Origin of the sequence: Microseira sp. BLCC-F43 (genome assembly GCF_041929235.1) — a bacterium.
In the GTDB taxonomy this organism is placed as follows: Bacteria; Cyanobacteriota; Cyanobacteriia; order Cyanobacteriales; family Aerosakkonemataceae; genus Microseira.
This window is the reverse complement of sequence record NZ_JBHFNP010000281.1, coordinates 102466-125093: the sequence shown is the minus strand read 5'-3', so window position 1 is coordinate 125093 and position 22628 is coordinate 102466. Positions and strand designations below refer to the sequence as shown.

28 protein-coding genes and 1 pseudogene are annotated in these 22628 nt (G+C 45.6%); 17 read left to right on the top strand and 12 right to left on the bottom strand.

From position 1 onward, the window contains the following. Positions 1-20: 20 nt before the first annotated feature. Entirely contained in the window at positions 21-1499 is a 1479-nt protein-coding gene (locus tag ACE1CM_RS37715) for an amidase (RefSeq protein WP_374884066.1), read from the bottom strand. A 67-nt stretch (positions 1500-1566) separates the two neighbouring features. Between ACE1CM_RS37715 and ACE1CM_RS37710 the strand changes: the two genes are divergently transcribed. The 3 genes from ACE1CM_RS37710 to ACE1CM_RS37700 all read left to right on the top strand — a co-directional run bounded on the left by ACE1CM_RS37710 (position 1567) and on the right by ACE1CM_RS37700 (position 3895). Beyond that, entirely contained in the window at positions 1567-2112 is a 546-nt protein-coding gene (locus ACE1CM_RS37710; protein ID WP_374884065.1) for an adenylate kinase, read from the top strand. Between the two features lie 338 nt (positions 2113-2450). Then, the gene (locus ACE1CM_RS37705; RefSeq protein WP_374884064.1) at positions 2451-3047 is read left to right on the top strand and encodes a metalloregulator ArsR/SmtB family transcription factor; all 597 of its coding nucleotides are present in this window, start codon (positions 2451-2453) and stop codon (positions 3045-3047) included. A gap of 59 nt (positions 3048-3106) precedes the next feature. Then, positions 3107-3895, top strand: a complete 789-nt coding sequence (locus ACE1CM_RS37700; RefSeq protein WP_374884063.1) for a DNA alkylation repair protein — start codon at positions 3107-3109, stop codon at positions 3893-3895. Between the two features lie 144 nt (positions 3896-4039). Here ACE1CM_RS37700 and ACE1CM_RS37695 read toward each other — a convergent pair whose 3' ends face one another. Genes ACE1CM_RS37695 through ACE1CM_RS37685 form a run of 3 tightly spaced genes read right to left on the bottom strand, consistent with a single transcriptional unit; the run spans position 4040 to position 6021 of the window. Continuing rightward, a complete protein-coding gene (locus ACE1CM_RS37695; protein WP_374884062.1) occupies positions 4040-5230 on the bottom strand; it encodes an alkene reductase in 1191 nt (396 codons plus the stop codon). Between the two features lie 27 nt (positions 5231-5257). Further along, on the bottom strand, positions 5258-5680 hold the full coding sequence (locus tag ACE1CM_RS37690) for a TauD/TfdA dioxygenase family protein (protein ID WP_374884061.1): 423 nt from the start codon (positions 5678-5680) through the stop codon (positions 5258-5260). After that, entirely contained in the window at positions 5665-6021 is a 357-nt protein-coding gene (locus ACE1CM_RS37685) for a TauD/TfdA dioxygenase family protein (RefSeq protein WP_374884060.1), read from the bottom strand. The genes ACE1CM_RS37690 and ACE1CM_RS37685 overlap by 16 nt, the downstream gene beginning before the upstream one ends. 141 nt (positions 6022-6162) lie before the next feature. On the opposite strand from ACE1CM_RS37685, the gene ACE1CM_RS37680 reads away from it, so the two are divergent. Then, positions 6163-6648, top strand: coding sequence for an Lrp/AsnC family transcriptional regulator (locus ACE1CM_RS37680; protein ID WP_374884059.1), 486 nt, complete (start codon positions 6163-6165; stop codon positions 6646-6648). Positions 6649-6683: 35 nt separating this feature from the next. Continuing rightward, complete coding sequence (locus tag ACE1CM_RS37675; protein ID WP_374884058.1) at positions 6684-6815, top strand: hypothetical protein; 132 nt, start codon at positions 6684-6686, stop codon at positions 6813-6815. Here the strand turns inward: ACE1CM_RS37675 and ACE1CM_RS37670 are convergent. Continuing rightward, positions 6812-7087 (bottom strand): hypothetical protein, encoded by a 276-nt coding sequence (locus ACE1CM_RS37670; RefSeq protein WP_374884057.1) that lies wholly within the window; start codon positions 7085-7087, stop codon positions 6812-6814. The genes ACE1CM_RS37675 and ACE1CM_RS37670 overlap by 4 nt on opposite strands. 522 nt (positions 7088-7609) lie before the next feature. Between ACE1CM_RS37670 and ACE1CM_RS37665 the strand changes: the two genes are divergently transcribed. The 3 genes from ACE1CM_RS37665 (at position 7610) to ACE1CM_RS37655 (ending at position 9325) form a co-directional block, all read left to right on the top strand. Then, the gene (locus ACE1CM_RS37665) at positions 7610-7888 is read left to right on the top strand and encodes a UPF0175 family protein (RefSeq protein ID WP_374884056.1); all 279 of its coding nucleotides are present in this window, start codon (positions 7610-7612) and stop codon (positions 7886-7888) included. Next, the gene (locus tag ACE1CM_RS37660) at positions 7885-8358 is read left to right on the top strand and encodes a DUF3368 domain-containing protein (RefSeq protein ID WP_374884055.1); all 474 of its coding nucleotides are present in this window, start codon (positions 7885-7887) and stop codon (positions 8356-8358) included. The genes ACE1CM_RS37665 and ACE1CM_RS37660 overlap by 4 nt, the downstream gene beginning before the upstream one ends. Before the next feature lie 214 nt (positions 8359-8572). Beyond that, entirely contained in the window at positions 8573-9325 is a 753-nt protein-coding gene (locus ACE1CM_RS37655; RefSeq protein ID WP_374884054.1) for an SAM-dependent methyltransferase, read from the top strand. On the opposite strand, the gene ACE1CM_RS37650 is transcribed toward ACE1CM_RS37655, so the two are convergent. From ACE1CM_RS37650 to ACE1CM_RS37630, 5 genes and pseudogenes are all read right to left on the bottom strand, one after another. Continuing rightward, entirely contained in the window at positions 9279-9599 is a 321-nt protein-coding gene (locus ACE1CM_RS37650) for a hypothetical protein (protein ID WP_374884053.1), read from the bottom strand. The genes ACE1CM_RS37655 and ACE1CM_RS37650 overlap by 47 nt on opposite strands. Continuing rightward, positions 9592-9810, bottom strand: a complete 219-nt coding sequence (locus tag ACE1CM_RS37645) for a hypothetical protein (protein ID WP_374884052.1) — start codon at positions 9808-9810, stop codon at positions 9592-9594. The genes ACE1CM_RS37650 and ACE1CM_RS37645 overlap by 8 nt, the downstream gene beginning before the upstream one ends. Positions 9811-10280: 470 nt before the next feature. Further along, on the bottom strand, positions 10281-10922 hold the full coding sequence (locus ACE1CM_RS37640; RefSeq protein WP_374884051.1) for a type I restriction endonuclease subunit R: 642 nt from the start codon (positions 10920-10922) through the stop codon (positions 10281-10283). A 104-nt stretch (positions 10923-11026) separates the two neighbouring features. Next, positions 11027-11302 carry a hypothetical protein gene (locus ACE1CM_RS37635; protein ID WP_374884050.1) on the bottom strand — a complete coding sequence of 92 codons (276 nt, stop codon included), beginning with the start codon at positions 11300-11302 and terminating at the stop codon, positions 11027-11029. Positions 11303-11332: 30 nt separating this feature from the next. Next, a pseudogene (locus ACE1CM_RS37630) lies at positions 11333-11938 on the bottom strand (N-formylglutamate amidohydrolase). Between the two features lie 199 nt (positions 11939-12137). Here ACE1CM_RS37630 and ACE1CM_RS37625 point away from each other — a divergent pair. Beyond that, on the top strand, positions 12138-12512 hold the full coding sequence (locus ACE1CM_RS37625; protein ID WP_374884049.1) for a DUF433 domain-containing protein: 375 nt from the start codon (positions 12138-12140) through the stop codon (positions 12510-12512). Beyond that, entirely contained in the window at positions 12509-12904 is a 396-nt protein-coding gene (locus tag ACE1CM_RS37620; protein WP_374884048.1) for an ACP S-malonyltransferase, read from the top strand. Before ACE1CM_RS37625 ends, ACE1CM_RS37620 begins: the two co-directional genes overlap by 4 nt. Before the next feature lie 113 nt (positions 12905-13017). Here ACE1CM_RS37620 and ACE1CM_RS37615 read toward each other — a convergent pair whose 3' ends face one another. Further along, positions 13018-13818 carry an N-formylglutamate amidohydrolase gene (locus ACE1CM_RS37615; protein WP_374884047.1) on the bottom strand — a complete coding sequence of 267 codons (801 nt, stop codon included), beginning with the start codon at positions 13816-13818 and terminating at the stop codon, positions 13018-13020. A gap of 110 nt (positions 13819-13928) precedes the next feature. Continuing rightward, a complete protein-coding gene (locus ACE1CM_RS37610; protein ID WP_374884046.1) occupies positions 13929-14402 on the bottom strand; it encodes an NAD-dependent deacetylase in 474 nt (157 codons plus the stop codon). A 251-nt stretch (positions 14403-14653) separates the two neighbouring features. Here ACE1CM_RS37610 and ACE1CM_RS37605 point away from each other — a divergent pair, with 251 nt between their 5' ends. The 7 genes from ACE1CM_RS37605 (at position 14654) to ACE1CM_RS37575 (ending at position 22572) form a co-directional block, all read left to right on the top strand. Beyond that, the gene (locus tag ACE1CM_RS37605; protein WP_374884045.1) at positions 14654-15310 is read left to right on the top strand and encodes a hypothetical protein; all 657 of its coding nucleotides are present in this window, start codon (positions 14654-14656) and stop codon (positions 15308-15310) included. After that, positions 15300-16223, top strand: a complete 924-nt coding sequence (locus ACE1CM_RS37600) for a DUF1822 family protein (protein ID WP_374884044.1) — start codon at positions 15300-15302, stop codon at positions 16221-16223. The genes ACE1CM_RS37605 and ACE1CM_RS37600 overlap by 11 nt, the downstream gene beginning before the upstream one ends. Before the next feature lie 12 nt (positions 16224-16235). Further along, positions 16236-18482, top strand: a complete 2247-nt coding sequence (locus ACE1CM_RS37595) for a CHAT domain-containing protein (RefSeq protein WP_374884043.1) — start codon at positions 16236-16238, stop codon at positions 18480-18482. Continuing rightward, positions 18482-19090 (top strand): type II CAAX prenyl endopeptidase Rce1 family protein, encoded by a 609-nt coding sequence (locus tag ACE1CM_RS37590; RefSeq protein ID WP_374884042.1) that lies wholly within the window; start codon positions 18482-18484, stop codon positions 19088-19090. The genes ACE1CM_RS37595 and ACE1CM_RS37590 overlap by 1 nt, the downstream gene beginning before the upstream one ends. A gap of 235 nt (positions 19091-19325) precedes the next feature. Continuing rightward, a complete protein-coding gene (locus ACE1CM_RS37585; RefSeq protein ID WP_374884041.1) occupies positions 19326-21176 on the top strand; it encodes a bluetail domain-containing putative surface protein in 1851 nt (616 codons plus the stop codon). Between the two features lie 359 nt (positions 21177-21535). Continuing rightward, complete coding sequence (locus ACE1CM_RS37580; protein ID WP_374884040.1) at positions 21536-21667, top strand: hypothetical protein; 132 nt, start codon at positions 21536-21538, stop codon at positions 21665-21667. 161 nt (positions 21668-21828) lie between these two features. Beyond that, entirely contained in the window at positions 21829-22572 is a 744-nt protein-coding gene (locus tag ACE1CM_RS37575) for a dienelactone hydrolase family protein (protein ID WP_374884039.1), read from the top strand. Positions 22573-22628 lie beyond the last annotated feature (56 nt).

The window sequence follows — 22628 nt, the reverse complement described above, 5'->3', positions numbered from 1 at the left end:
CCGCGATCGCTAGCAACGTTTCAATAGCCCGGTGGATGTTGGAAATTGCCGATCGCGCCATCAAGTTCTTGTGCGATCGCTAACAATTCCATCTCGCGCCAACGCTTGCCCACAATTTGTAGTCCAATCGGTAACCCATTCTGAGTTTTTCCAATCGGAATTACCACCGCCGGATGACCGCTCAAATTAAACGGCATCGTGTAAGCTCCATTGGCAAGGCCATGTGGATAAGACTTGCCTGCAATATCAATCGCACTCCAAGCTGGACGATGGGTAAACGCAGGTGTTGCCGCTACAGGCATCAGCCAAACATCCCACGGTTCCAATGCTGCGTCAATTTGAGCGGTGAAGCGATCGCGTTCCGTCAGTGTCTCGAAATATCCCCTCAAACTGGGATTGAGCAGTTCGGGTAAAAAGCGGCTGAAATTTCCTATTTCTCGCAGTTTCTTGTCACCTTGAGTTGCCGTGCGAAACAGTAATGTGAGGCTGCGTCGTATGTTGTAGATATCTTTGGGTTGGGTGTAGTTGTTAATATATGCCACCATGCGTCCGTAGAGCGTCCAAACTGTCGATAGATCGAAATCCTTGGGCAGCCAACGTTCGATCTGCATTCCCGTTTGAGAGAGTTTTTGGGCGATCGCACCCATTGCAACTCGAATTTCCGGATCGACAGGCACTTCTTCCCACTCATCAATCCAGGCAATTTTGAGATTCTGCAAAGTCTTACCAGAAGGCGTGTCTAGGGGAATAGGCGGAACATCGGGACGGCGAGGATCGGCACCGGCGATTAAGGAAAAACAAAGGCGAATATCTTCTAGCGATCGCGCAAAACATCCCACCGTCATCATTTGCCGCAGACAGTAAGGCATTCCTGGAGTTTCTGGAATTTGTCCGGCGGTAGAGATGCGGCGATCGGTCGCTTTTAAAGCGTATACTCCACAAAAGTGGGCAGGTTGACGCACCGAACCCCCTAAGTCATTGCCAATATCTAAGGGTGAAAGGAAAGCCGCAACTGCCGCCGCACTTCCCCCAGAACTTCCACCTGCTGTATAGTCCAAATTCCAGGGATTATTAACTCGCGGGAAAATTGAATTTGTACTTTGGTAATCCCCCGCCAATTCCGCCATATTCGTTTTGCCGATAATAACTGCTCCTGCTGCCCGCAGCCTTGCGACAGCCGTAGCATCTTGTTGCGGAATGTAGTCTTTGAGGGGAATGTAACCTGCGGTGGTGCGAAGGAAAGCCGTTTCATAGATGTCTTTAATCGTGATGGGAACTCCATGCAAAGCACCCCAGTTTTCTCCTTTAGCTAAGGCTTCATCCGCTTGTTTAGCTCTCGTGCGAGCGTTATTTTCATCCAAGGTGCAAATGGCATTAAGCTGGGGATTGTGTCGAGCGATTTGAGACAGATACGCATCGAGAACTTCCACCGCAGAAACTTGGCGATCGCGAATCATCTGTGCCAGTTTATGGGTAGGGGTGAAAACTAGATTATTCATAAATTCGTAATGGTAATACGTAAGTCCGACTGATAACCTGCAATACTACCTGAAAAAGAGAGAGGATATGAAAAAAGTAGCAGTATTTGGCAACGCTGGAGGCGGTAAATCAACTTTAAGCAAGAGATTATCAGAGATCGCAGGTTTGCCTCTTTATATCTTAGATAAAATTCAATATTTACCGGGAGGATCTGAGGTTCCACAAGAAGAATATAAGCGCACCCATCAGGAAATTTTAGATACTGACCGATGGATTATTGATGGATTTGGTTGCATGGAAACCCTCTGGCTGCGACTCGAGCGGGCGGACACTTTGGTTTTTGTCGATCTCCCATTATTTGTACATTTCTGGTGGGTGACAAAACGTATGATTGTCGGTCACTTTAAACCGCCAGAAGGTTGGCCTGAAAATAGTCCCATCTGGGAGAGTTCGCTGAGTAGCTACCGCGTGCTTTGGCTATGTTACAAATATTTGACCCCAAGATATCGCGAGTATATCCAGCAGGTTCAAAGTACAAAAAGTGTTTATCACATCAGATCTCCTCAACAGATTTCGCAATTTATTGAATTGATTAAAAACGAGAGCGACACTAAAGATAGTTCACCAAGTTAACAACACAACAGCAGTGTGCGGGCACCCTTAAGGGTGCCGCTACACAAACGGAGCAACGCTTACGCGGCCTATTAACTAATGCAAAATAAAGTTTATTCTACTCACATCTTGCACCATTGTCAACACACCTTGAAACCCTTGTTTCTTGACGAAAAATCTGGCCTTTCAAGTTTAGCTATTTGCAAGAAACTAAGGTGTTAGCCCAGGTGCAAGATCTGAGTTCTATGAATTCGCAAACCACTATAAACGATCGCGCATACCAACCCGATCGAGAAAGTATGGGCGAGCGCTAAACTAATTTGATAAACTTCTAATTAGATACTCATCGAATTAGTTTTATGTCAACTCAAAATCTGCAAACTCTACTGGATTTTTTCAAAGCCTTGAGCAATGAGAGTCGGCTTAAGCTGTTGGGGGTTCTGGCTCAGCGCGAGTGTAGTGTAGAAGAATTGGCGGCATTGCTAGATTTGAAGCCTCCGACAGTTTCCCACCATCTAGCCAAGCTGAAGGCGCTCAATCTAGTTAGCCTGATTCCGCAGGGTAATACGCACCTTTATCGCCTCAACTTAGAGCAACTGCAACACCTCAGCCGAGACTTACTCACCCCAGAGCAGATGCAAACCCTAGCCCAAGATGTGCAGCCAAAGAATTGGGAAACAACGGTGTTGCAGTCCTTTATCGCGGGCGATCGCATTACTAGCATTCCCGTTAGCCGCAAGAAACGGTTTGTGCTGTTGAAATGGCTGGTGGAGAAGTTTGAATGCGATCGCGACTATTCGGAGAAAGAAGTAAATACCATACTGAAGCGACACCATGAAGATTGTGCCACCCTGCGACGGGAATTTATTGGGTATCAGCTGATGAGCCGCGATCGCGATGTTTATCGCCGTTTACCGGAAACGGAATGGTTGAGCGAGGTGGGAAATTTCAATTAAGCTCGCCTATTCTGTCAGCATCTTTTCAATACCTTAACTCTTCGCGATAATGCCTTAAAATGTCCATCGAACGCTTACAGGAACGGCTGGCTGAGGCTGGCGATCGCAAAACCAAAGAATGGTGGGAAGCTTATCTCAAGCATTCCTTACCATTTCGCGGTTTGAAACTGCCCCAAGTGCGAGCGGTTCTTCATGCTTGGATCAAAACTGAGAACTTTATCGATCTACTGTCATCAGAACAACTCGATACCGCGCTAGCTTTAATCCGCGAACCTTGGGGCGAAGATAAATTAGCTGGGATTCTGATAATTCAAGAAGTATTGCTGAAGCACAAATCTATCGATTGGGAATCCGATTTACCAAAATTTGCCGAACTATTTGATGGCGGTTACATCAAAGAATGGAATACTTGCGATTGGTTCTGCGTTAAAGTTTTAAATCCTTTAATTAAACAGCAAGGAAAACCCTGTGCAACGGCAGTAATGGAGTGGTGCAACGCCGATAATTTGTGGCGCAAACGAGCATCTGTGGTTAGTTTTGTCAATCTTGCCAAACAGGGCGATCGCAACTTCCCCGAATTTACTCAAATGTTACTCGATACCTGCGGCATTGTCATTCAATCTTCGGAACGTTTTGCTCAAACGGGAACGGGTTGGGCATTGCGGGAACTCAGTTTAGCCGATCGACAGGCAGTTGTTGAGTTTATCGAAACGCACAGCACTAAGTTTTCCAGCGAGGGATTGCGTTACGCGATGGAAAAATTTCCACCAAACCTGCAAACTCAACTCAAGCAATACCGCCAACAACAACTTAAATCGATTGCTAGCAAGACTAGCGATCGCCTATAGCCACCCTTGTTGAAGAGATCCTGCTCATGAGTGGATGCGATCGCTTTGTGCTTCTGTCGGTGAATCTGTTTAACGATCCCAGCACGAATGCTGAAGTTTATTTTCATCTATAGCGATAGGTGCTAGAAAATATCCTACAAATATTTAAGAATGAAGCAAGTCGAGGGATGGATAATCTGTATACCCTCGTTCGCCACTGCTGTAAAATGTGGCTCGATCGTAGCGATTGAGAGGTGCATTAATTGCAAAGCGTTTCGGTAAGTCTGGATTGGCTAGAAATAGACGACCGTAAGCAATAAAGTCAGCATGATTCTTCTGCAAAACGGCTTCGCCCGTTTCGCAGCTATACCCCCCGGCTGCGATAATTTTACCCTGAAAAAGTTTGCGGAAAAATGTTACACCTAACCCCGATCCATCATTTGTAATTGTTACATTCCCTTGAATGCGCGGCTCAATGACATGGAGATAAGCTAACCCAAACTGGTTTAGCGCATCAGCAACATAGCTAAAAGTCGCGGTTGGATTTGAGTCCTTCATATCATTAAAAGAACTACTGGGTGATAATCGGACACCAACTTTTCCTTGTCCCCAAACTTCGAGCGCGGCTTGCACAACTTCTAGCAGCAGGCGTGCCCGGTTTTGGATAGAACCGCCATATTCATCCAATCGCTGATTAGAGTTATCTTGCAAAAATTGATCGAGCAAATATCCGTTGGCGCTATGAATTTCAACTCCATCAAATCCAGCAGCGATCGCATTTTTTGCACCTTGCCGAAACTGCTCTACAATCCCTGGAATTTCTGCCAATTCTAAAGCTCTGGGCGTAACATGAGGTTGCTGCCCTTCGGCGGTATCTGCCAGACAGTTCGCTGGAATAGCACTGGGCGCAATCGGGATTTCATTGGCTGGCAGGAGTGAGGGATGAGCAACTCGTCCGGCGTGCCAGAGTTGAAGAAAGATGCGTCCACCTCTAGCATGAACGGCATTAGTAACTTGCTTCCAACCCTCTACTTGTTCTGAAGTGTAAATGCCAGGAGTATTGGGGTAGCCAATGCCGTTTCGAGCAACTTGGGTCGCTTCAGCGATAATTAGTCCAGCCGATGCTCTTTGAGCGTAGTAGATCGCATTCATGGGCTGAGGAATGTATCCATCGCCTGCACGGCAGCGGGTTAGCGGTGCCATAATCATGCGATTAGGCAGTTCCAAATCGCCGAGAATGGCTGGAGAAAGTAATTTGAGTTTGGTCATTGATTTTATGCTCATTTCCAAAACTACAAGAGTGGCTGCGATCGCAAACAAACCATCGCTAAATACCTTAAAGTGGCTTAAATCCATCAGCGATGTTTGCTGATATATCAATTCTTAAAATCGGACAGTTCCACAAATCGTGGTTCGGTGCTGTAGCTGAGGGTATTGTGGGTCTGCATAGGTGGCAAAATGAGCCACAGAGGCATTATCGCAAATGATTAAATCTCCTACTTGTAATTTGTGGCGATAGACAAATTCTGGACGATTTAGATGGCGATTCAAATCCCGCATCAACCAGACACTTTCCTTATGGGAAAATCCTATAATGCCCACCGTCAATCCCATGTTGATATAGAGCGCTTTACGTCTTGTGATGGGATGCGATCGCACCAGCGAATGCACCACGCCATTGCGATGAATCGTTTCTAGCGATTCCACTTGTTGCTTGAGTTTTTCTGGTAGCGTTTCGTATGCCAGATACATATTGGCGAATAGAAAATCTCCCCCTTGCAGCGGTGCTTTTAGAAAGTAAAACAATAGGTTGGCCTTTCTAGAAATGAGCCGTCATGATGCCAGTAGTGTCCTACATTTAAATAGCCTTCTCCTTGCCGATTGGATACTGGAAAGATCTCAGGATACTTGTAGTAATTGGGATGAGGACTAAATTGCTCTAATTTGCCGAAGTTGGCACTAAAGGCGATCTGTTGTTCGACAGTTAAAGTTTGATGCCGCAGAACAAGGAGCTGATGCTTTATTAGTGCATCATTCAAGCCGGTCAGAGTATTTGTCGAGAGTGCCTTTGACGCATCAACTCCCTGAATTTCAGCTCCTAAAAAAGAGGTCAGTGGGCGAAGCACGATTTCAGTTTGGGTCGGCATTGATGGATAGTTCCAATTTTTCAATGCTTCCAGTATATTAAGCTATATAGCCAGAATAAATAGATAACAATAGGCAATTAAGTAATAGGGCCTAAAATAAAAAGGTATTTTCCAGCTTTTACCTTATCGAGTTCAGACCTCATGAATTCCCATCCTCACAAACCGATCGATGAAACCAGTTGGCAAATTCTCGCCATTTTGCAAGAGGATGCCCGCATTCCATTTAAAGAATTGGGGCAGCGGGTTGGGCTATCCTCACCAGCGGTAGCAGAACGAGTGCGTCGCTTGGAGGAAGCAGGGATTATTACTCGCTATCGGGCAGAATTAAATCTAGAAAAATTGGGATTAGCGATCGCTGCATTCATTAGCATCAAATCCTTTGGGCATCGATGCGATGAAATTCGCTTGCTGATTCAAGAGTCTCCAGAGGTGGAAGCCTGCTATCGCGTCACAGGCAGCGATCATTATTTAGTGAAGGTCGTTGTTACATCCGTTAATCACTTGGAGCAACTGGTCGATCGTTTTATTCCTTATGCCACAGTGACAACCTCGGTAGTGTTATCTGTTCCAGTGGCTAGACGCACCATCAGCGATGCAATCTTCTCAAAAGTCCCCCAAGCAGATTAGAGCGATCGCACAGTCACCTACTGAGGTTGCACATTGTGGAGCTGCCGATTGAAGTTGCTCCGGCACAATTGCAGATGATGTGGCACGAACGCAAGCTAAGAGATCCTAGTCATGAATGGATGCGATCGCAAATTGCCGAGCGCTGCCATCAACTGTTTTTCGATTAATCTTCCCGCAATCGCGGGAGCCATTGCTCTACCGCCTTTGTCGGAAATCCCAACCTCACGGCTCCTTTCGGAGAATCCGCGACTAGCAAACCTTGTTCGATTAAACGTTTCAGCACCGATCGCAATACGATCGGATGCAATCCGCGAGTCAATTGCCCCGCTTTCGATGTCAGTGAAACTGCTAAGTCTTCTAAATGCCGAGTCCGCTGAGGATGAACGGGTTCGAGCAGACTGGGTTCGTAATGTCGATAGGGAATCGCTGACTCTGCCATTCTATTGCCGATCTGGAAATTGGCTGAAACACTTTAATATTCTAGATTGTGGCTTTTATTAGGGGATCTTTTTGCCGATCTTTTTGCCGATCTTTGATGATGCGGCACGAAAGCAAGCCAAGAGATCGCGCTGATGTGAAATAGAGAGAGAAGGAACGCGATCGCGCCTCCTAAACCTTAACCCTCACAGATCGAGAGGACTGCACACCCCTTTGCCCCCGCGACCCTTGCTTTGGAATATTGCCTCAATTCGCACTGATGGTAAAAGGCTTCTTCATGCAAATCCGTATCATTGACTGGTGGCTCTAGAACCAGAGCAGTTGCTAATTCCGCATTAAATGCGCCTCGCAAAACGCTCACTTGTATCAAAAAATACTGCTGGGCTGGAGCCACCTAAATTATGGCAGCTAGAATATTAGTCAAGGTGTCTTCATAGATTATTTAAAGATTTTCTCCTAACGTCCATTAGCACACTAAATTAATCCTGAACTTGACGCACACACTCAAAATGGAGCCTAGACCATGCAAATCACAATCGATCTCCCCGACGAGCTAATTCAGCACTTCGATCGCGATCTTCTCGCCTGTGAGATCCTAGAAGCTCTGGTGATACAAGCTTACCAAACTGAAAAAATTACTCATGTTGAAGTTGGTCGTATTCTAGGACTACCCTCTCGCTGGGCAGTGGATGTCTTTTTGAAACAGCACAATGCTGACTTGCATTATGATGAGGCTGATTTGGAGCGCGATCGCACAACCCTCCAGCAGCTACGAGCAAAGCCCACCAGTAGTGCTTTATGATCGTCGTTGCCGATGCCTCACCGATCAACTATCTATTGCTCATTAACCAGATCGATCTGCTGCCCCGCCTATTCCGGCAAATCATCATTCCTGACGTGGTTCGGAATGAACTGCTCGATCCAGATGCACCACCCGTTCTTCAACAATGGATTGTTAATCCTCCTTCCTGGCTCACTGTTCAAGCTGTTACCGTAATTGATACAACCCTCAATATCCTCGATCCTGGAGAACAGGCAGCGATTACCCTGGCTCAAACCCTACCAGCGGATCTGCTGATTATTGATGAGCGCATGGGGCGACGGATTGCACAAGAGCGTGGTATTGCCATAATCGGCACCCTTGGAATTTTGGATGATGCCGCAGCCCAAGGTTTGATCAACCTTGCTGAAGCCATCGCACAGTTGCAACAAACGAACTTTCGGATTTCCCGTCGTATCATTCAGGCGCTGCTCAATAAACCAACGAATTAGCAAATAAACTACATTGCTCGAACAATAAGACTTGAAGGTAAACTGGAGCGATCGCACTAAAGCACGCCCGCGATCGCTCTTGCGATCGGATGCAATCCGCGAGTCATATCAAATCCGGTTGCATCGGAATGATTAGCTTTCTTGCTAATTGCAAGCTTGCCCCTGCGCGGAGTAATTCCGATGCAAACGGAAACGATATTATATTGAAATAATCATGAATACAGACACTCAAACTGAGTACGTTGCCGCTTTGACTGATTTACACCGTGGACTTGACCGTAAAGGTCCAGGTGACTCTGACTTCTCGCGCCATATTTTGAGCAATCTTTCTACTTTGCCTCTCAAGCCGCGAATTGCCGATCTAGGATGTGGAAGCGGTGCTAGTGCATTGCTGCTTGCACAACACTACCAAAGCACTGTCATGGCAGTAGATGCCTCGTCGGTTTTTATCGACGAACTCAAAGCTCGCGCAAAACAGCTTGGTCTTGAGCATTTAATCATTCCAATTCATGGTGACATGGCTAAGCTCGATTGGTCAGTGGGTTCGGTTGACCTGCTTTGGTCTGAGGGTGCTGCTTATAATCTTGGGTTTGAGCAGGCGCTTAAAATCTGGCGATCGCTTCTTGCCAACAGCGGCATTGCCGTCATATCGGAGATGAGTTGGTTTACTGATAATGTGCCAGAGCCTGCGATCGCGTATTGGCAAAACGCCTATCCAAGGATGGGTACCGAAGCTGAGAATATCGATCGGGCTAATCGGTCTGGCTTTAGCGTACTTTCTACGCATCGGCTGCCGAGTCAGGCTTGGTGGGTCAATTATTATGAACCGCTCCGCGAGCGGATGCAGCAGATCGAAATCACCCCAATTACTCAATCAGTTATTCGTGAAACTGAAGAAGAGATGAGACTGTTTGAAAAATTCAGCGACTCCTATGGTTATACGTTCTATGTTCTGCAAGCAGCTTAGGAAAAAGCCGTGGTTCCAGATTCCCAATTTGAACATGCACAAATAAACCCCGTGCTTCAACCGTTGCAAGATTTCCAGCCAATGGCAAGCGGACAGTTTGTTCCTGCCAAATTGCACCCAATTGTAGCCCGATGTCATAAGGTAATAGATTGACCGTAGACCCAGTATCTAGCAGTGCATTCCCGGAGACGGAAACACCTGCATGGCTCAGAATGATAGGGATTGTGGGTAATGCTTCATCGTCAGAAAAGGGAAACTCAATTGTACTAGGCATGAGTTGATCCCTGTTGGTCATCCTGAATCATCTGCATCAGAATATTTGCCGCTTCCGTTGCATCGTAGGGCGACCAAACCGGATACTCTGATGCAGAAAAAATGACTTGTAGTTCAGCATCTGGGATTTGCGCGGCTAGAAATTTGAAAAGTGATAGTTTGTCTGACTGGCTCAGATTTTGCACCAAAGGAATTAACTCAGCGAGAGACATGGTTTTAACTCCTAGACATACGAGAATGCATTTATCATAAGCGATCGGTGAGATACGGTTTAACAATCCCGTTGCAGGCCGACCGTACAGGGTATCTTCGTTGAGTTCGGGAGGTTATTAGTGGCGGGTGAACGGGGTCGTTCTTGCTTGGTAATACTGAGAACTGTTTTTCGTCGTTCGTTCTAAAGCAGCCGCTAAAGTTAGGTCGTCACTGAATGAAAAAGACCCCGTAATTTCCATTAATTGGGCATTTCACAATGCACCGAGATTGAAAATATTACCGCCGCTATCTTTCGCTTTGCATTTCCGCAGGAGGATCGCTGATAGCTGAAACTTTTACTCATCTTTAAGTTATTGGATCGCTGACAAGTTACCTGCACATGAAGCGGCGATCGCACTGAATATCGCCTCAAAGTTTAATTTTGCTCGATCGAACTCTGCCACATTCCAATCTGGAACATAGTCTAAATCTAGTTGCGATCGAGCGCAATTCGCCCTAGACGTTTGAGAACGTGCAATACATCATAGAGTTGGTTGTCGCGAGGCAGAAGGGAAAACACATTAGATAGTTCATATTTGGGAAATTCTTGAATTTGCAACTTGACAAAGATAAAATTACCGCCATTTGTCACCATGCCGAAAACTGATTTTTCTGGATTGGGATTTGCTAGCATATAAGCTAATGTCTGCGGCAAAGCAAGTTCTAAAGAAAAGCTAGTTTCTTTGGATTCTACTAGGACAACCCAAAGAGTCTCTTGCAGAACAAGTGCGTCAATGCGTCCTCGATAAATTACATCATTGCTTTCTACATTAATCTGCACGGTCGTTTCTGTTGTAAACCGAAAAGGAGGTGCAAAAAATCCGGCTAAATCGAGAAGCGGAGAGAGAACTATTAATTTAACAGTTTCTTCTCCCAATTGATTATAAGATAGTTGGTAAAAGTATTTTTGGCGAATCGCATCAAGTGTTTGTTGTTCCTGTTCGGTTAATTCTGTATCAGCGTTCAACCATTCTGTAAAAAAATTGTCATCTGTGTTGCGTTGGAGGTTGAATTGAGTTTGCAGTTGGCTGAAAGTTTTGAGGGTGCGCTCGAGCGGGAAAGTTTGAACCATAATAACAGTTGATAGTTGATAGTTGATAGTTGATAGCGACGTAGCGATCGCTCGCAATAAAGTAGGTGTGCAAGTCCTGTTTGTTTATGCTACTGACTTCATCATCATCCAAATCGCCGAACGCCAGCGTTATACTGTTTTCCTGTGAATACGCTACACATATTTTGCCCACCTGCACACCTGCACACCTGCCGATGTGTAGCACGATCGAGGAAAATTGGTATTAGGCCGTCACCTTTGACCGCCCCTTCGAGATTTTGCCAGTGGTAGAAGCAGTATCCCTTGACGTTCTCGCGATCGCGTTCGTAAATTACTCCATCAACATCACTGAAACCATCCGTCATGGTGTAACCAGCGTTGTGCAATACGATATTGTTCATTCTACCTGCACCTATCTGTATAACCTTCGATTATTGTACTGGCAAATTACCCGCACATGAAGCGGCGATCGCGCTGAATATCGCCTCAAAGTTTAATTTTGCGCGATCGAACTCTGCCACATTCCAATCGGGAACAGCATCGCGATCGAGTTGTGTTGGATTTAAGTATGTAGGGTATCGAATTTCTATCTGTAAAGCCTCAACTTGGGGCATCTGTCCGTAATGTCGCGTAATATAACCTCCGTTAAAAACCTTGTTACGAACGACTTGATAACCTTTTGATGCAAAAGCAAATTCAACGGGAGAAATTAAATACTCGGAACAACTTCGCCCGTTGACATTGCCTAAGCAAACATCCTCAACAATTGGCCCCATAAAACTGTGTATATCTAACAAATAAACTCGACCAAATCTGTCAATCGTCTGATTTAGAAGCATTTATAGTTGCTGATGGTAGGGATGATAAAAATTGTTAATTCGCCATTCAATTTGCTCTGGGGATGGAGAGATTTGGTAAAGCGGTGCATCAAACGCAGTTTTCTCAGGAATCGCTGCTCGCCAAAAATTACCAAATAATGGCTCTTGAAGGGGGCGATTGAGGTCTACAACATAACGACTGAATGCAGCCCGTAATATTGCAAGTTACTACTCAGGCAACGATTACTTTGTATCTCAGCTATTCCACCTGAAGTCTATCCTGTTCCTATTCGTCTGGCTTTTTAGAGTTAAGCGATCGCTTCTCTCGTCGGTTGGGTTCCCTTCGCCAGCTCAACTGCTCCTTGGCTATACATTTCTTTATATAATGGCTATAAGTGAGTTCTCAGGAGCCAAGGAAATGACTTGGACATCAAACGAGCAAGCCACAATTGTCCGTACAGAACGTGGACTGACGATCGCAGGAACCCGCATCACTTTGTATGACGTGATGGACTATGTAACAGAGCAGTACCCACCGAAGTTTATCCGTGCCATGCTTAGCCTTACAGATGAACAGGTGAATGCTGCTTTATCCTACATTGATGCCCATCGTGCCGAGGTTGAAGCAGAATACCAAACCGTTCTTAAGGAAGCCGAAGAACTGCGGCAATATTATGAGGAGCAAAATCGCGATCTCCTTGCTCATATTGCTGCAAAACCTCCAAAACCGGGTACGGAAGCGATTCGGGCAAAGCTTCGAGCAGAACGAGCTAAGCTTGAATCACCAGCATGAACATTTTGGTCGATCATAACTTACGCGGGCATTCTGTAGTCCTTGCAGGTAGCCTTGCCGCAAGTGGCTGGATTGACTTAATTTCGATTCGCTTTGTCCTGTTTGAAGAGGTTGGGTTAGAAGTCAATAGCGACGATCGTGTTGTTTGGCGTTGTGCCCAAGCTAACGAGATGATTTTGCTAACCGCTAATCGAAGTATGAAAGGAAAAGACTCTTTGGAACAAGTGATGCGCGAGGAGAATACTGCAACATCGTTGCCTGTCATCACGATAGGAAATATAGATCGGCTACTGGCTGAACCGGAGTATCGAGATCGTTGTGTTAATCGCTTGGTTGATATCATTGTTGACCTTGAAGACTACCGAGGCGCAAGACGGATTTTCATTCCATGATGCAGGCTTAGAGCAACTGATTGCAGTCATATCTGTGGGGCACGACATAACAACCCGGTTGGAGCGGACTTGCAAAGTTGGTCGGATAGCTGAAACTTTTACTCATCTTTAAGTTATTGGCTCGCTGACAAATTACCCGCACATGAAGCTGCGATCGCACTGAATATCGCCTCAAAGTTTAATTTTGCGCGATCGAACTCTGCCACATTCCAATCGGGAACATATTTTTGCTCGAGTTGTGTTGAATTTAAGTATGTAGGGTATCGAATCTCTATCTGTAAAGCCTCAACTTGGGGCATCTGTCCGTAATGTCGCGTAATATAACCTCCGTTGAAAACCTTGTTACGAACGACTTGATAGCCTTTTGATGCAAAAGCAGATTCAACGGTAGAAATCAAAAACTCGGAACAACTTCGCCCGTTGACATTGCCTAAGCAAACATCCTCAACAATTAGTCCCATAAAACTGTGTAGATCTAACAAATAAACTCGACCAAATCTGTCGATCGTCTGATTTAAAAGTATTTCTATTTGTTGGTGGTATGGATGATAAAAATGATTAATTCGCCATTCAATTTGCTCTGGGGATGGAGAGATTTGGTAGAGCGGTGCATCAAACGCAGTTTTCTCAGGAATCGCTGCTCGCCAAAAATTACCAAATAATGGCTCTTGAAGGGGACGATTGAGGTCTACAACATAACGACTGAACGTAGCTTGTAGAACTGTAATTCCTAGATTGGGGAGAAGATCGTACAACTTATCGAGATGCCAATCTTGATTGGGAAGAAAGTTTTTGTAATCTGGGTTGAGGATTTGTGCAACCTCATCTGGTACGGCTAAACCGCTATGAGGGATATTCGCCACAATCGGGCAAAGTTCAGCTTTAGGTAACCAAAGGCGAAAAGGTTCTGTCATAGAATCTAATTAAAAAGGCAGGCGATCGCACCATCAATAACTAAACTAACTTAATTAAACCTCTCCAATAAATCTTGTGGGTTGGGCATTATGCCCGCCTGTGGGGGTTGTTATATCGCACCAAATAAAAGAGGCACAATCTCTTCAGCATATCCTAAATACTCCTCCTTAAAGTCAGGAGTCTTCGGCTCCATTGGCTCTAAGTTGATCGGAATAGTTCTAGATCCAGCATAATCGGCTGAACGGACAAATGAAGATGCTGGCGATACAGTTCCAGAGGTACCTATTGCTATAAAAAGATCGCAATCTCGTAAACTGCGTTTGGCTAACCAAGATTCTTTAACAGGTAGCTGTTCGCCAAACAAAACAATATCTGGACGCAAGGTCGAACCGCACATTTGACAAATAGGCAGTGCATCATCATGAGGTTCGCTGTCTGAGTAAGGCATTAGGCTGCAAGAAAGATTGCTGCATTGAGTCCGATGAGCGTTACCTTGTATCTCAAGAACGTTAGAACTACCCGCACGTTGGTGGAATCTATCAATATTCTGCGTAATCAGCGTGAATTGCTGGTTGGAAGACAATCGCTCTCAATTGAGGCTTCCAATTCATCCACACTGCCTAAATGTTGCTCCTTCAATACTCGCCCTGTTGCCGCTTCGTAAGCTAGAACCTGGATATAATATTATGTATAAATGCTGCAGGAGAAAAACTTTGAGTAAAATTTTGCGATTGACTCAATCTTTTTGCAGAACGATGCACTTGTTTTTCGTAATAGAGAGTGGTGCTGCTTATCGTCTGCTGAGTGACACAGCTAGCGTTAAGTCATAAACCTATGGATGACCTAAACCTCTACCTGCAAACACTGATACAAGAGACTTGCAGCCACCCGCCAGACAGTCCTCAGCGTCGCAAAGCCCTTAACTCATTTCTGCGAGTTCTCCTAAAATCGGGGCGCATTCAGACCACAGGAGATGATGTTTACGAAGAAGCGCTCTACAAAACCATGTTCAATTTAACGAAGACCCTTTGCGACAAATACGATCCGAGTCGAGGTTCGTTCTTGACTTGGTTTAAGACCTGTCTGCGCCATCAGCACATGGACGAGATTCGTGCGGCTCAACGCCATCGCGATCGCCAACAGTCTGTCTGGCAAACCAATGAAGGCGAACTCGATCCTTTAGATCGAGTCGTTGCTCCGATTGATGCTAAGTTGCTGCTTGATACTTGGGAATCATTTGTGCAATGGATCGAAGACGATCCCGACCATCTTCTTAAGGATTGCCATATTGAAAATAATCCAAAAGCGAATTGTCAAACGCTGGCTTACTTGAGACTTGTTGTGGGTAAAGAGTGGCAGGAAATTGCTGCGGAAGTTGGCTCAACTCGCGGTGCAATCTCATCTCATTGGTCAAGAAAGTGTCAACCCTTATTACAAGAGTGGTTAGAGCGAAATCAAAGGCTATTTGGAGAAGAGAATCATGACAGATAAACTAAGCGTTTTGCAGGAACTAGCGATTCCATTTCCAATTCCTGCGTCATTTTGCCGCCAAGCTAGAGCCTATGCCGAGCAGTATTTTGTTCAAGATGTTCGACAGCGGATCTATGACAATACTCTAGCTGTACTCGTTGCCGATGCGTATTTTCGTCTGCTTGGTTTTGAGACTAATCTGACTCAACCCGAAAGATGGAATGCGCCTCGTCGTCTTTGGAGCGAAGCCAACGAGTTAGAATTGCCCGGACTGGGCAATTTGGAATGTCGGAGCATTGCCACTGGACAACAGACTGTAACTTTACCACCAGAAAGTTTGAGCGATCGCATTGGTTATTTGTTTGTCGAGATTGCGAGTTCCGAGAAATTAGCAATGCTGCTGGGTTTTCTGCCTGCTTTTGAGTCCGAACCGCCAGACCTAGAAGTGGCGATCGCGGATTTACAGTCTATGGACGATCTGATCGATTACCTGGCACAACAAGAATCATCTTCAGGGGTCGAAATAGCCGAGACAATTGACCTCACGCGAGAATTTGCCGAAAAACGAATTACCTACTTAAGAAACTGGCTCAATAACATCTATACCGCCGAGTGGGAACCCTCCATGCGCGATTTGCGGACGGCGACCTGTAAGAAAAAGATTCCCTTAGCAGGGCAAGTCTTTGAAATGCAACTTTCTGTTTCCCAGAACCATGATGAATCGATATTAGTTAGAGTAATTGTCCGAGGTGAAAGTGCTTCTCTGCCCAGAGGAATGCAGGTCAGCGTACCCGACGAATCCGACATCTATACTGAAACCGTAAATGAAGCAGCAGATCTGATTTCCATTCCTCTAGAATTATCGCCATGTGAGGAATTATGGGTAGAGTTGCGGTTAGGAGAAAGCTTCTGTCGAGAATATTTTATTGCCTAAAGAGGAGCTGTAATGGCATTTAGAATTTCCTTTAAGATTGGTGGGCGGGTGCAAATTAACCATTCTGAACTTCTACCTGTCACCCTGGCAATCTACGATCGCTCCGAGCAAATGGAAGAACTCGTTTCGTTTCTCTCTCCCCTTCCCAAACCGCTAGAAGATAAGTTCAAACAGTGGCAGTATTATATTGGTCTTCAAGCGAATCGCAAAGTTGCCAAAAATCGCGATCGCTTAATTTCAGGAGTCGTCAATCTCACCGACCTCGCTAATTCCTTAAAAGCCGAATTAAACAAATGGTTGGGTCGGGATGGCTGGATTGATGAAAACGGACAACCCGATCCGCGCGTCGGTCTAGTTTTGGAGAGTTTTAGAGACAGAATTACGAAAAAAGATGAAGTCCAAATTATCGTGCAAACAGAAGACCGACAACTGCGCGGACTTCCTTGGCAAGAGTGGGACACTTTGGCTGGGTACACCACTAGAGGTGTAGAAGTTGCTATTAGCGCCACAAATTTTAAGCGGCTGACTCAGAAGCAAACACCCCAAATTAAAGCAACTGCACGCATCCTTGTGGTTTTTGGCGATGAAAAGCTTGGTTTTGCCGAAGAAGAAGATTTTATCACCAGTCTGAGACAGCATGGTGCAGAACCTCACATCCTCAGACAACCGACGCGCCAAGAGTTAGAAAAAAAGTTAAAAGACACTCAAGGTTGGCACATTTTCTTTTTTGCCGGACATAGCGAAAGCGATCGCGACGGACGGATTGGGCGCATTCAAATTAACCCCACCGATGGCGCGCAGGGAATTGTCGAAATCGCGGAACTGAAAGATTTACTTGCAGGTGCAATTCAGAAGAAGTTGCAACTGGCAATCTTTAATTCTTGTGATGGTTTAGGATTGGCAAACCAGCTAACTGAGCTATCTCTGCCCTACTGCATTGTAATGCGGGAAATGGTTGAGTCATCTGTTGCTAGAGAATTGTTAAGGCATTTTCTGGCAGCTTTTGTTCGCGATCGCTCTTTATTTGCCTCAATGAATGCTGCACGACAGCAATTACAAAATAAATTTGAACCGGGCAAAAGTTGGCTTCCTGTCATCGTTGCTAATCCTCTGGCGAAAGAACTGACTTGGAATCGTTTGTTTTCGGAACGGAGGTTATCTTGGCAGTGGGAGATGGTACTGGGAATTATTGCGATCGCGCTCTTAGTTTGCCTCCCCGTCGGCATCTTCTACGAGTTCCAAGGTTGGGAAACCTTAACGCTTTATGCACAACTCTATCCTCACCTGATTGTCTATCCTTCTTTGGTGCTTTGGATGCCGCTGTTTGCTGCTTACAAAGCACATTGCATGATTCGCGTCAAGACTCGCCCGTTTGTTATTTTGACGCTCGTCACGATTTTTTTCACGTTGGGAGGGCTGTTGTTTGAATTGACTGGCGATCGCATGATGTTGATGGAGTTCAAGTCCAACGCGACGACTACAATTAACGCACAGCAACTCCCGAAACTTTACCAGAAGTGGCAAACTTCTCAGGCGGATATCTCTAGCATTTATGATGAGATTTTTGATGATCGTAAGGCTTTTGATGCTAAAGGGAATTTGACGATCGGCAAATCAGATTTAGAGGCCGTCATCAAACATATTTATACAGGTAATGACATTACCGGATCTCAAGGACTGTTGCGGATTGCGACCGCCTATGACGTTTGGCGAGATCATACGGGAGCTTTTTCCGTCAGTCGGTGGTTTTATGCACTTAATTTTATTGCCATTATTAGTTGTGTCGTTCAGATTCTGGCACTGGTTTCGACGATTTTGCTGACCCCAGATGCCATCTTTCACAAAAGCAGATACTTGACCTATCTTTTTCTATGTGAATTGGGTATTATGTTGTGGATACCTTTCCAGATTTATGGCATCGATCATACCAAAAGTCTGTTATTTTCACCCGAGTTTAAAGGGACTTTAGCCGGACTCAACATTCTGGTTTATGCACACGCTTCTATACTATCTCTGGCAACAATTACCAGCATCCGCAGAAGCGCCAGCCCAAAATATAAACCTATTCTGCTGGGCTTTTTATTAGTGAGTTTAGGTCTGACGATTCTTAGCAGTTGGTTTGGGACTTCTTTCATCGATCGCTTATTTGGAATGAGGAGTATCGATCCGCTTACTCCTTGGTTTGCCAGCAGTCTTTTCTTTGCTTGTTTATTTTTCTTGCTCGTTCGTTTAATCGATCTTCGCGTTGGAGACGAGTGATGATGGGAAATCTGGCTCAAGAACGGCGGAAAGTCCTGCTGATTGTCAGTTTTGGATATATTGTGCCAGTTGTGCCGATTTGTTTGGGGTGGGTTCCTTTCGCTTGGCGATTTTATCTTCTGATTCTGGTGGCGATCGCCATCTTCGCGATCGCGCGACTCTACCGATTTTCTCCCCAAGAACTGGGCTTGACAACACAACAGTTGGGGAATGCACTCAAAGCGATCGCAAGACCCACCCTGGCTTTTGCTTCAGTGATGCTCATTTACTATGCCGTCCAAGGGGCGCGGATTGATAACTCTAGCTATAAATGCGCGTTCTACCTTTTCTTTGCGATCATATCTTCTCCGATCCAAGAGTTTTTGTATCGCGGTTTTTTATTCGGGATTTTTGCGAGGGCGAGGTTAGGGGTTGGATGGCAGATTTTGCTCTCTGCGTCGCTCTACAGTTATATTCACCTCATTTACCAAGATCTACCCACACTGCTGCTGACGTTGGTCATGGGTCTGCTTTGGGGCTGCCACTACGCCAAATATCGCAATTTATATAGCGTTATCCTCAGCCACTCGCTGCTGGGCGCGATCGCGATCTTAGTTGGGCTAGTTTGAGCGCCAGCTAGATTTCACCTGGCTCTTAACCCGTTTTAACGGGTTTTAGCTTTTAGCCTGAGATTTATCTCAAGGCTCTTAAGTAACTCAGTGCGATCGCGATCTTAATTGGGCTAGTTTAAACTGCAAAAAATTTTTCGCTTTTTTGCAGCACGGGATACCTCTAGTTCGTACATAGATTGTCGGGAATGCAAACCCGCAAATTTACCAACTTATTGAGGATACCCAAAAAATTATGACAGTATTTCGCAGCAATGACACCATCATCAAAGGTGCAGGCAACGACACCATCAACCCAGGACTGGGTTTCGACTATGTTCATGGGGGTGATGGCTTTGACCATCTGATCTTGGACTACTCTGTGGGCGATACGGGTACGGGTATGACTTTTAGGGAAAATGGCCAGTCTGGCTTTGCCTCGCGCAGTGCAAACGGGATTAACTTAGATTACATTAATTTTTACAACATCGAGCAGTTTACTGTCACTGGCACGAGCAAAGATGACATCTTCGACCTTTTCACTCCAAACAGTACGATTCGTGCGGGAGCCGGTAATGACCAAGTTACAGTAGGGGGGCCTTATTGGCTGCCTATTGCGGGTAATGTTGGCAAGCTGGATGGCGGTGCTGGCTTCGACTTCCTTAAGCTCAACCTTGCCAATCAAACAGCCAACCTCACCCTCAATCTTCGAGATATCAACATCTCTGGGGTTGTCAGTGCGACCAATTTTGAGCAGTTCGCGCTGAAAACCGGCAGTGGCAACGACACCGTACTCCAAACGGGAATCGTCAATGGCGCTGTCCTGCGGGCCAATGACTCGATCCAAACAAATGCAGGCAACGACACCATTAACGCTGGACTGGGTTTGGACTCTGTTTATGGGGGCGATGGGATTGACCATCTGATCTTGGACTACTCTGTGGGCGATACGGGTACGGGTATGACTTTTGCGGGAGGTAGCCAGTTTGGCTCTGCCGAGCGAAAAGTCAGCAGTACAAACAGCACTCGCTTAGATTCCATTTATTTTGACTACATCGAGCAGTTTACTGTCACCGGCACTAGCAAAGATGACATCCTCGACCTTTACACTCCAAACAGTACGATTCGTGCGGGGGCTGGTAATGACCAAGTTAGAGTAGGGGGGTCTAATTGGCTGCTTATTGCGGGTAATGTTGGCACGCTGGATGGCGGTGCTGGCTTCGACTTCCTTAAGCTCAACCTTGCCAATCAAACGGCCAATCTCACCCTCACCAATCTTCTAGATATCAACATCTCTGGAGTTGTCAGGGCGACCAATTTTGAGCGGTTCGAGCTAACAACCGGCAGTGGTAACGACACTGTACTCCAAACTGGAATCGTCAATGGCGCTGTCCTGCGGGCCAATGACACCATCACTACAGGTGCAGGCAACGACACCATTAACGCTGGACTCGGTTTTGACTCGGTTTATGGGGGGTATCTAGGTCTTGACCATCTGATCTTGGATTACTCTGTGGGCGACACGGGTACAGGTATGACATTTCAGGGGAGTACCCTGTATGGCACTGCCTCGCGAAACGTCAGCAGCCCTAACTCCGCTCTCTTGGATTTCGTCGAGTTTAGTGGTATTGAGCGGTTTACTGTCACCGGCACGAGCAAAAATGACACTATCAGTGGTGCTTCTGGCAATGACATTATCAATGCTGGCGCTGGCAATGACATCCTTACAGGTCAAGCAGGCGGCGATATTCTGACTGGAGGGAATGGAAATGACACCTTTAAGTATGAAGATCGTAGTTATTCTCTGTTGTCCAACTATGATGTCATTAAAGACTTTGTAATTGGCAGCGATATCATCGACGGTACCAACGCTGTCGCAGCAGCCCAAGTCAAAAAACTCGGCAGTGTTAGCGCCTTGACTGAAACTGCCATCAAACAAGTTTTAACTGCAACGAACTTTAGTCAATTTGGTGCTTCTACTTTTCAATTTAACAATCGCACCTTCTTGGGACTGAATGATGGAACGGCTGGATTCTCTGCCAGTACGGATGCCATCATTGAAATTACTGGATTTACAGGCAATCTGGCTAATCTAGCGATCGCCTAGAACGCCGATACAGAAACAGGGTTTCCGCTCAAATTTGCTGACAGCACTTACGAGAAACCCTGTTTCTAGCAATACTGAATCGGTGTTCTAGGATATAACCTCAACCAGAAATGTTGAATGGTACATTAGACCTCTCCAACAAAGAATCTCAAAGACAGGCGAGACGCCTATCCCACAAGAGTTTTTGGAGAAGTCTATTAGACCTCTCTAATTGTAAAGGGCAAGGCGGAACAAATTAACAATCTAGTTGCGATATTGCACAATTAATTAGCTGGAATGATTAAATCGACCCATCTATAAAGAAACTACTTTGCGCTCGCGGAAAAACTTACCGCTATGACCCTAACCTAGACCCCGAATTGGCGATCGATCTGCTTCTGCTATATGGAGGCATCTATTTTCGGCTGTTGGTGGGGCACTTACCGCTGGATGAAAGATTTGCCGAGGAGTTACCGCGATTGGCGATCGCAACGCTTCGCGAACGGCACTAAGAGCAATTATCTATCGCCAATTGTCTCGATTGCTTCAGTAAATCTTGGTGTTTTCATCTTGGATAAAATATCGTTCAATACAACTCTGGTATCGATGAAAATAAGTTGTACCCAAGAAATTTTGATAAAATCTACGCCAAACTGAATCAAGAGAGGTCGAAATGACGGACACTACAAAAATCACACAGACAGAGGTTTTCCTTTCCACACCTGACGGACAAATGCCAGCTTTTCTGTTTACCCATCCTGAAGGCGATCGCAAACCAGCCGTTCTCTTGCTCATGGAAGCATTTGGTTTAACGCCGCATATTCAAGATGTAGCAACCCGAATTGCCAACGAAGGTTACGTTGTTCTTGCGCCCGATTTATATTACCGCGAGTTGCCCAACAATAAGTTTGGCTATGACGAGGTAGAGCAAGCAATGGTGATGATGTGGCGTTTGGATTTCGGAAAACCGATTGAGGAAGATATTCGGACAGCTTTAATGTTTTTGAAGTCTCGATCGGATGTGTATCCCGATCGGATTGGAGTTACTGGATTCTGCTTGGGGGGTGGATTAACCTTCATGACGGCTGTCAAGTTATCGACTGAGATTGCGGCAGCAGCACCCTTTTATGGCATGGTTTTAGATGAGTGGATTGAGGCAGTGAAAGATACTACAATACCCATCTACTTGTTCTTTGGGGGTGTAGATCCGTTCATTCCGCGCGATCGCATTCACCAAATTGAATCTCGCTTTCAGGAACTCGGAAAAGAATACAAACTGAAACTTTATCCAGATGCCGATCATGGCTTTTTCTGCAACGAGCGGTCTTCATATAATCCAATAGCAGCAGCGGATTCTTGGTCTGAACTCCGGCAATTCTTTCGCCAACACCTATATTCATTCGAGAGCCATCCTTAGCTGAAGCCAAAACTGCAAAGCGATACCTATCGGTCTTTGTCGCAACCAGCAGCATT

What these genes read in the sequence shown, in the direction of transcription:
- ACE1CM_RS37715 (WP_374884066.1), bottom strand. Translation starts at nt 1,499, where the DNA reads ATGAATAATCTAGTTTTCACCCCTACCCATAAACTGGCACAGATGATT.
- ACE1CM_RS37710 (WP_374884065.1), top strand. Translation starts at nt 1,567, where the DNA reads ATGAAAAAAGTAGCAGTATTTGGCAACGCTGGAGGCGGTAAATCAACT.
- ACE1CM_RS37705 (WP_374884064.1), top strand. Translation starts at nt 2,451, where the DNA reads ATGTCAACTCAAAATCTGCAAACTCTACTGGATTTTTTCAAAGCCTTG.
- ACE1CM_RS37700 (WP_374884063.1), top strand. Translation starts at nt 3,107, where the DNA reads ATGTCCATCGAACGCTTACAGGAACGGCTGGCTGAGGCTGGCGATCGC.
- ACE1CM_RS37695 (WP_374884062.1), bottom strand. Translation starts at nt 5,230, where the DNA reads ATGGATTTAAGCCACTTTAAGGTATTTAGCGATGGTTTGTTTGCGATC.
- ACE1CM_RS37685 (WP_374884060.1), bottom strand. Translation starts at nt 6,021, where the DNA reads ATGCCGACCCAAACTGAAATCGTGCTTCGCCCACTGACCTCTTTTTTA.
- ACE1CM_RS37680 (WP_374884059.1), top strand. Translation starts at nt 6,163, where the DNA reads ATGAATTCCCATCCTCACAAACCGATCGATGAAACCAGTTGGCAAATT.
- ACE1CM_RS37670 (WP_374884057.1), bottom strand. Translation starts at nt 7,087, where the DNA reads ATGGCAGAGTCAGCGATTCCCTATCGACATTACGAACCCAGTCTGCTC.
- ACE1CM_RS37665 (WP_374884056.1), top strand. Translation starts at nt 7,610, where the DNA reads ATGCAAATCACAATCGATCTCCCCGACGAGCTAATTCAGCACTTCGAT.
- ACE1CM_RS37660 (WP_374884055.1), top strand. Translation starts at nt 7,885, where the DNA reads ATGATCGTCGTTGCCGATGCCTCACCGATCAACTATCTATTGCTCATT.
- ACE1CM_RS37655 (WP_374884054.1), top strand. Translation starts at nt 8,573, where the DNA reads ATGAATACAGACACTCAAACTGAGTACGTTGCCGCTTTGACTGATTTA.
- ACE1CM_RS37650 (WP_374884053.1), bottom strand. Translation starts at nt 9,599, where the DNA reads ATGCCTAGTACAATTGAGTTTCCCTTTTCTGACGATGAAGCATTACCC.
- ACE1CM_RS37645 (WP_374884052.1), bottom strand. Translation starts at nt 9,810, where the DNA reads ATGTCTCTCGCTGAGTTAATTCCTTTGGTGCAAAATCTGAGCCAGTCA.
- ACE1CM_RS37640 (WP_374884051.1), bottom strand. Translation starts at nt 10,922, where the DNA reads ATGGTTCAAACTTTCCCGCTCGAGCGCACCCTCAAAACTTTCAGCCAA.
- ACE1CM_RS37635 (WP_374884050.1), bottom strand. Translation starts at nt 11,302, where the DNA reads ATGAACAATATCGTATTGCACAACGCTGGTTACACCATGACGGATGGT.
- ACE1CM_RS37625 (WP_374884049.1), top strand. Translation starts at nt 12,138, where the DNA reads ATGACTTGGACATCAAACGAGCAAGCCACAATTGTCCGTACAGAACGT.
- ACE1CM_RS37620 (WP_374884048.1), top strand. Translation starts at nt 12,509, where the DNA reads ATGAACATTTTGGTCGATCATAACTTACGCGGGCATTCTGTAGTCCTT.
- ACE1CM_RS37615 (WP_374884047.1), bottom strand. Translation starts at nt 13,818, where the DNA reads ATGACAGAACCTTTTCGCCTTTGGTTACCTAAAGCTGAACTTTGCCCG.
- ACE1CM_RS37605 (WP_374884045.1), top strand. Translation starts at nt 14,654, where the DNA reads ATGGATGACCTAAACCTCTACCTGCAAACACTGATACAAGAGACTTGC.
- ACE1CM_RS37600 (WP_374884044.1), top strand. Translation starts at nt 15,300, where the DNA reads ATGACAGATAAACTAAGCGTTTTGCAGGAACTAGCGATTCCATTTCCA.
- ACE1CM_RS37595 (WP_374884043.1), top strand. Translation starts at nt 16,236, where the DNA reads ATGGCATTTAGAATTTCCTTTAAGATTGGTGGGCGGGTGCAAATTAAC.
- ACE1CM_RS37590 (WP_374884042.1), top strand. Translation starts at nt 18,482, where the DNA reads ATGATGGGAAATCTGGCTCAAGAACGGCGGAAAGTCCTGCTGATTGTC.
- ACE1CM_RS37585 (WP_374884041.1), top strand. Translation starts at nt 19,326, where the DNA reads ATGACAGTATTTCGCAGCAATGACACCATCATCAAAGGTGCAGGCAAC.
- ACE1CM_RS37575 (WP_374884039.1), top strand. Translation starts at nt 21,829, where the DNA reads ATGACGGACACTACAAAAATCACACAGACAGAGGTTTTCCTTTCCACA.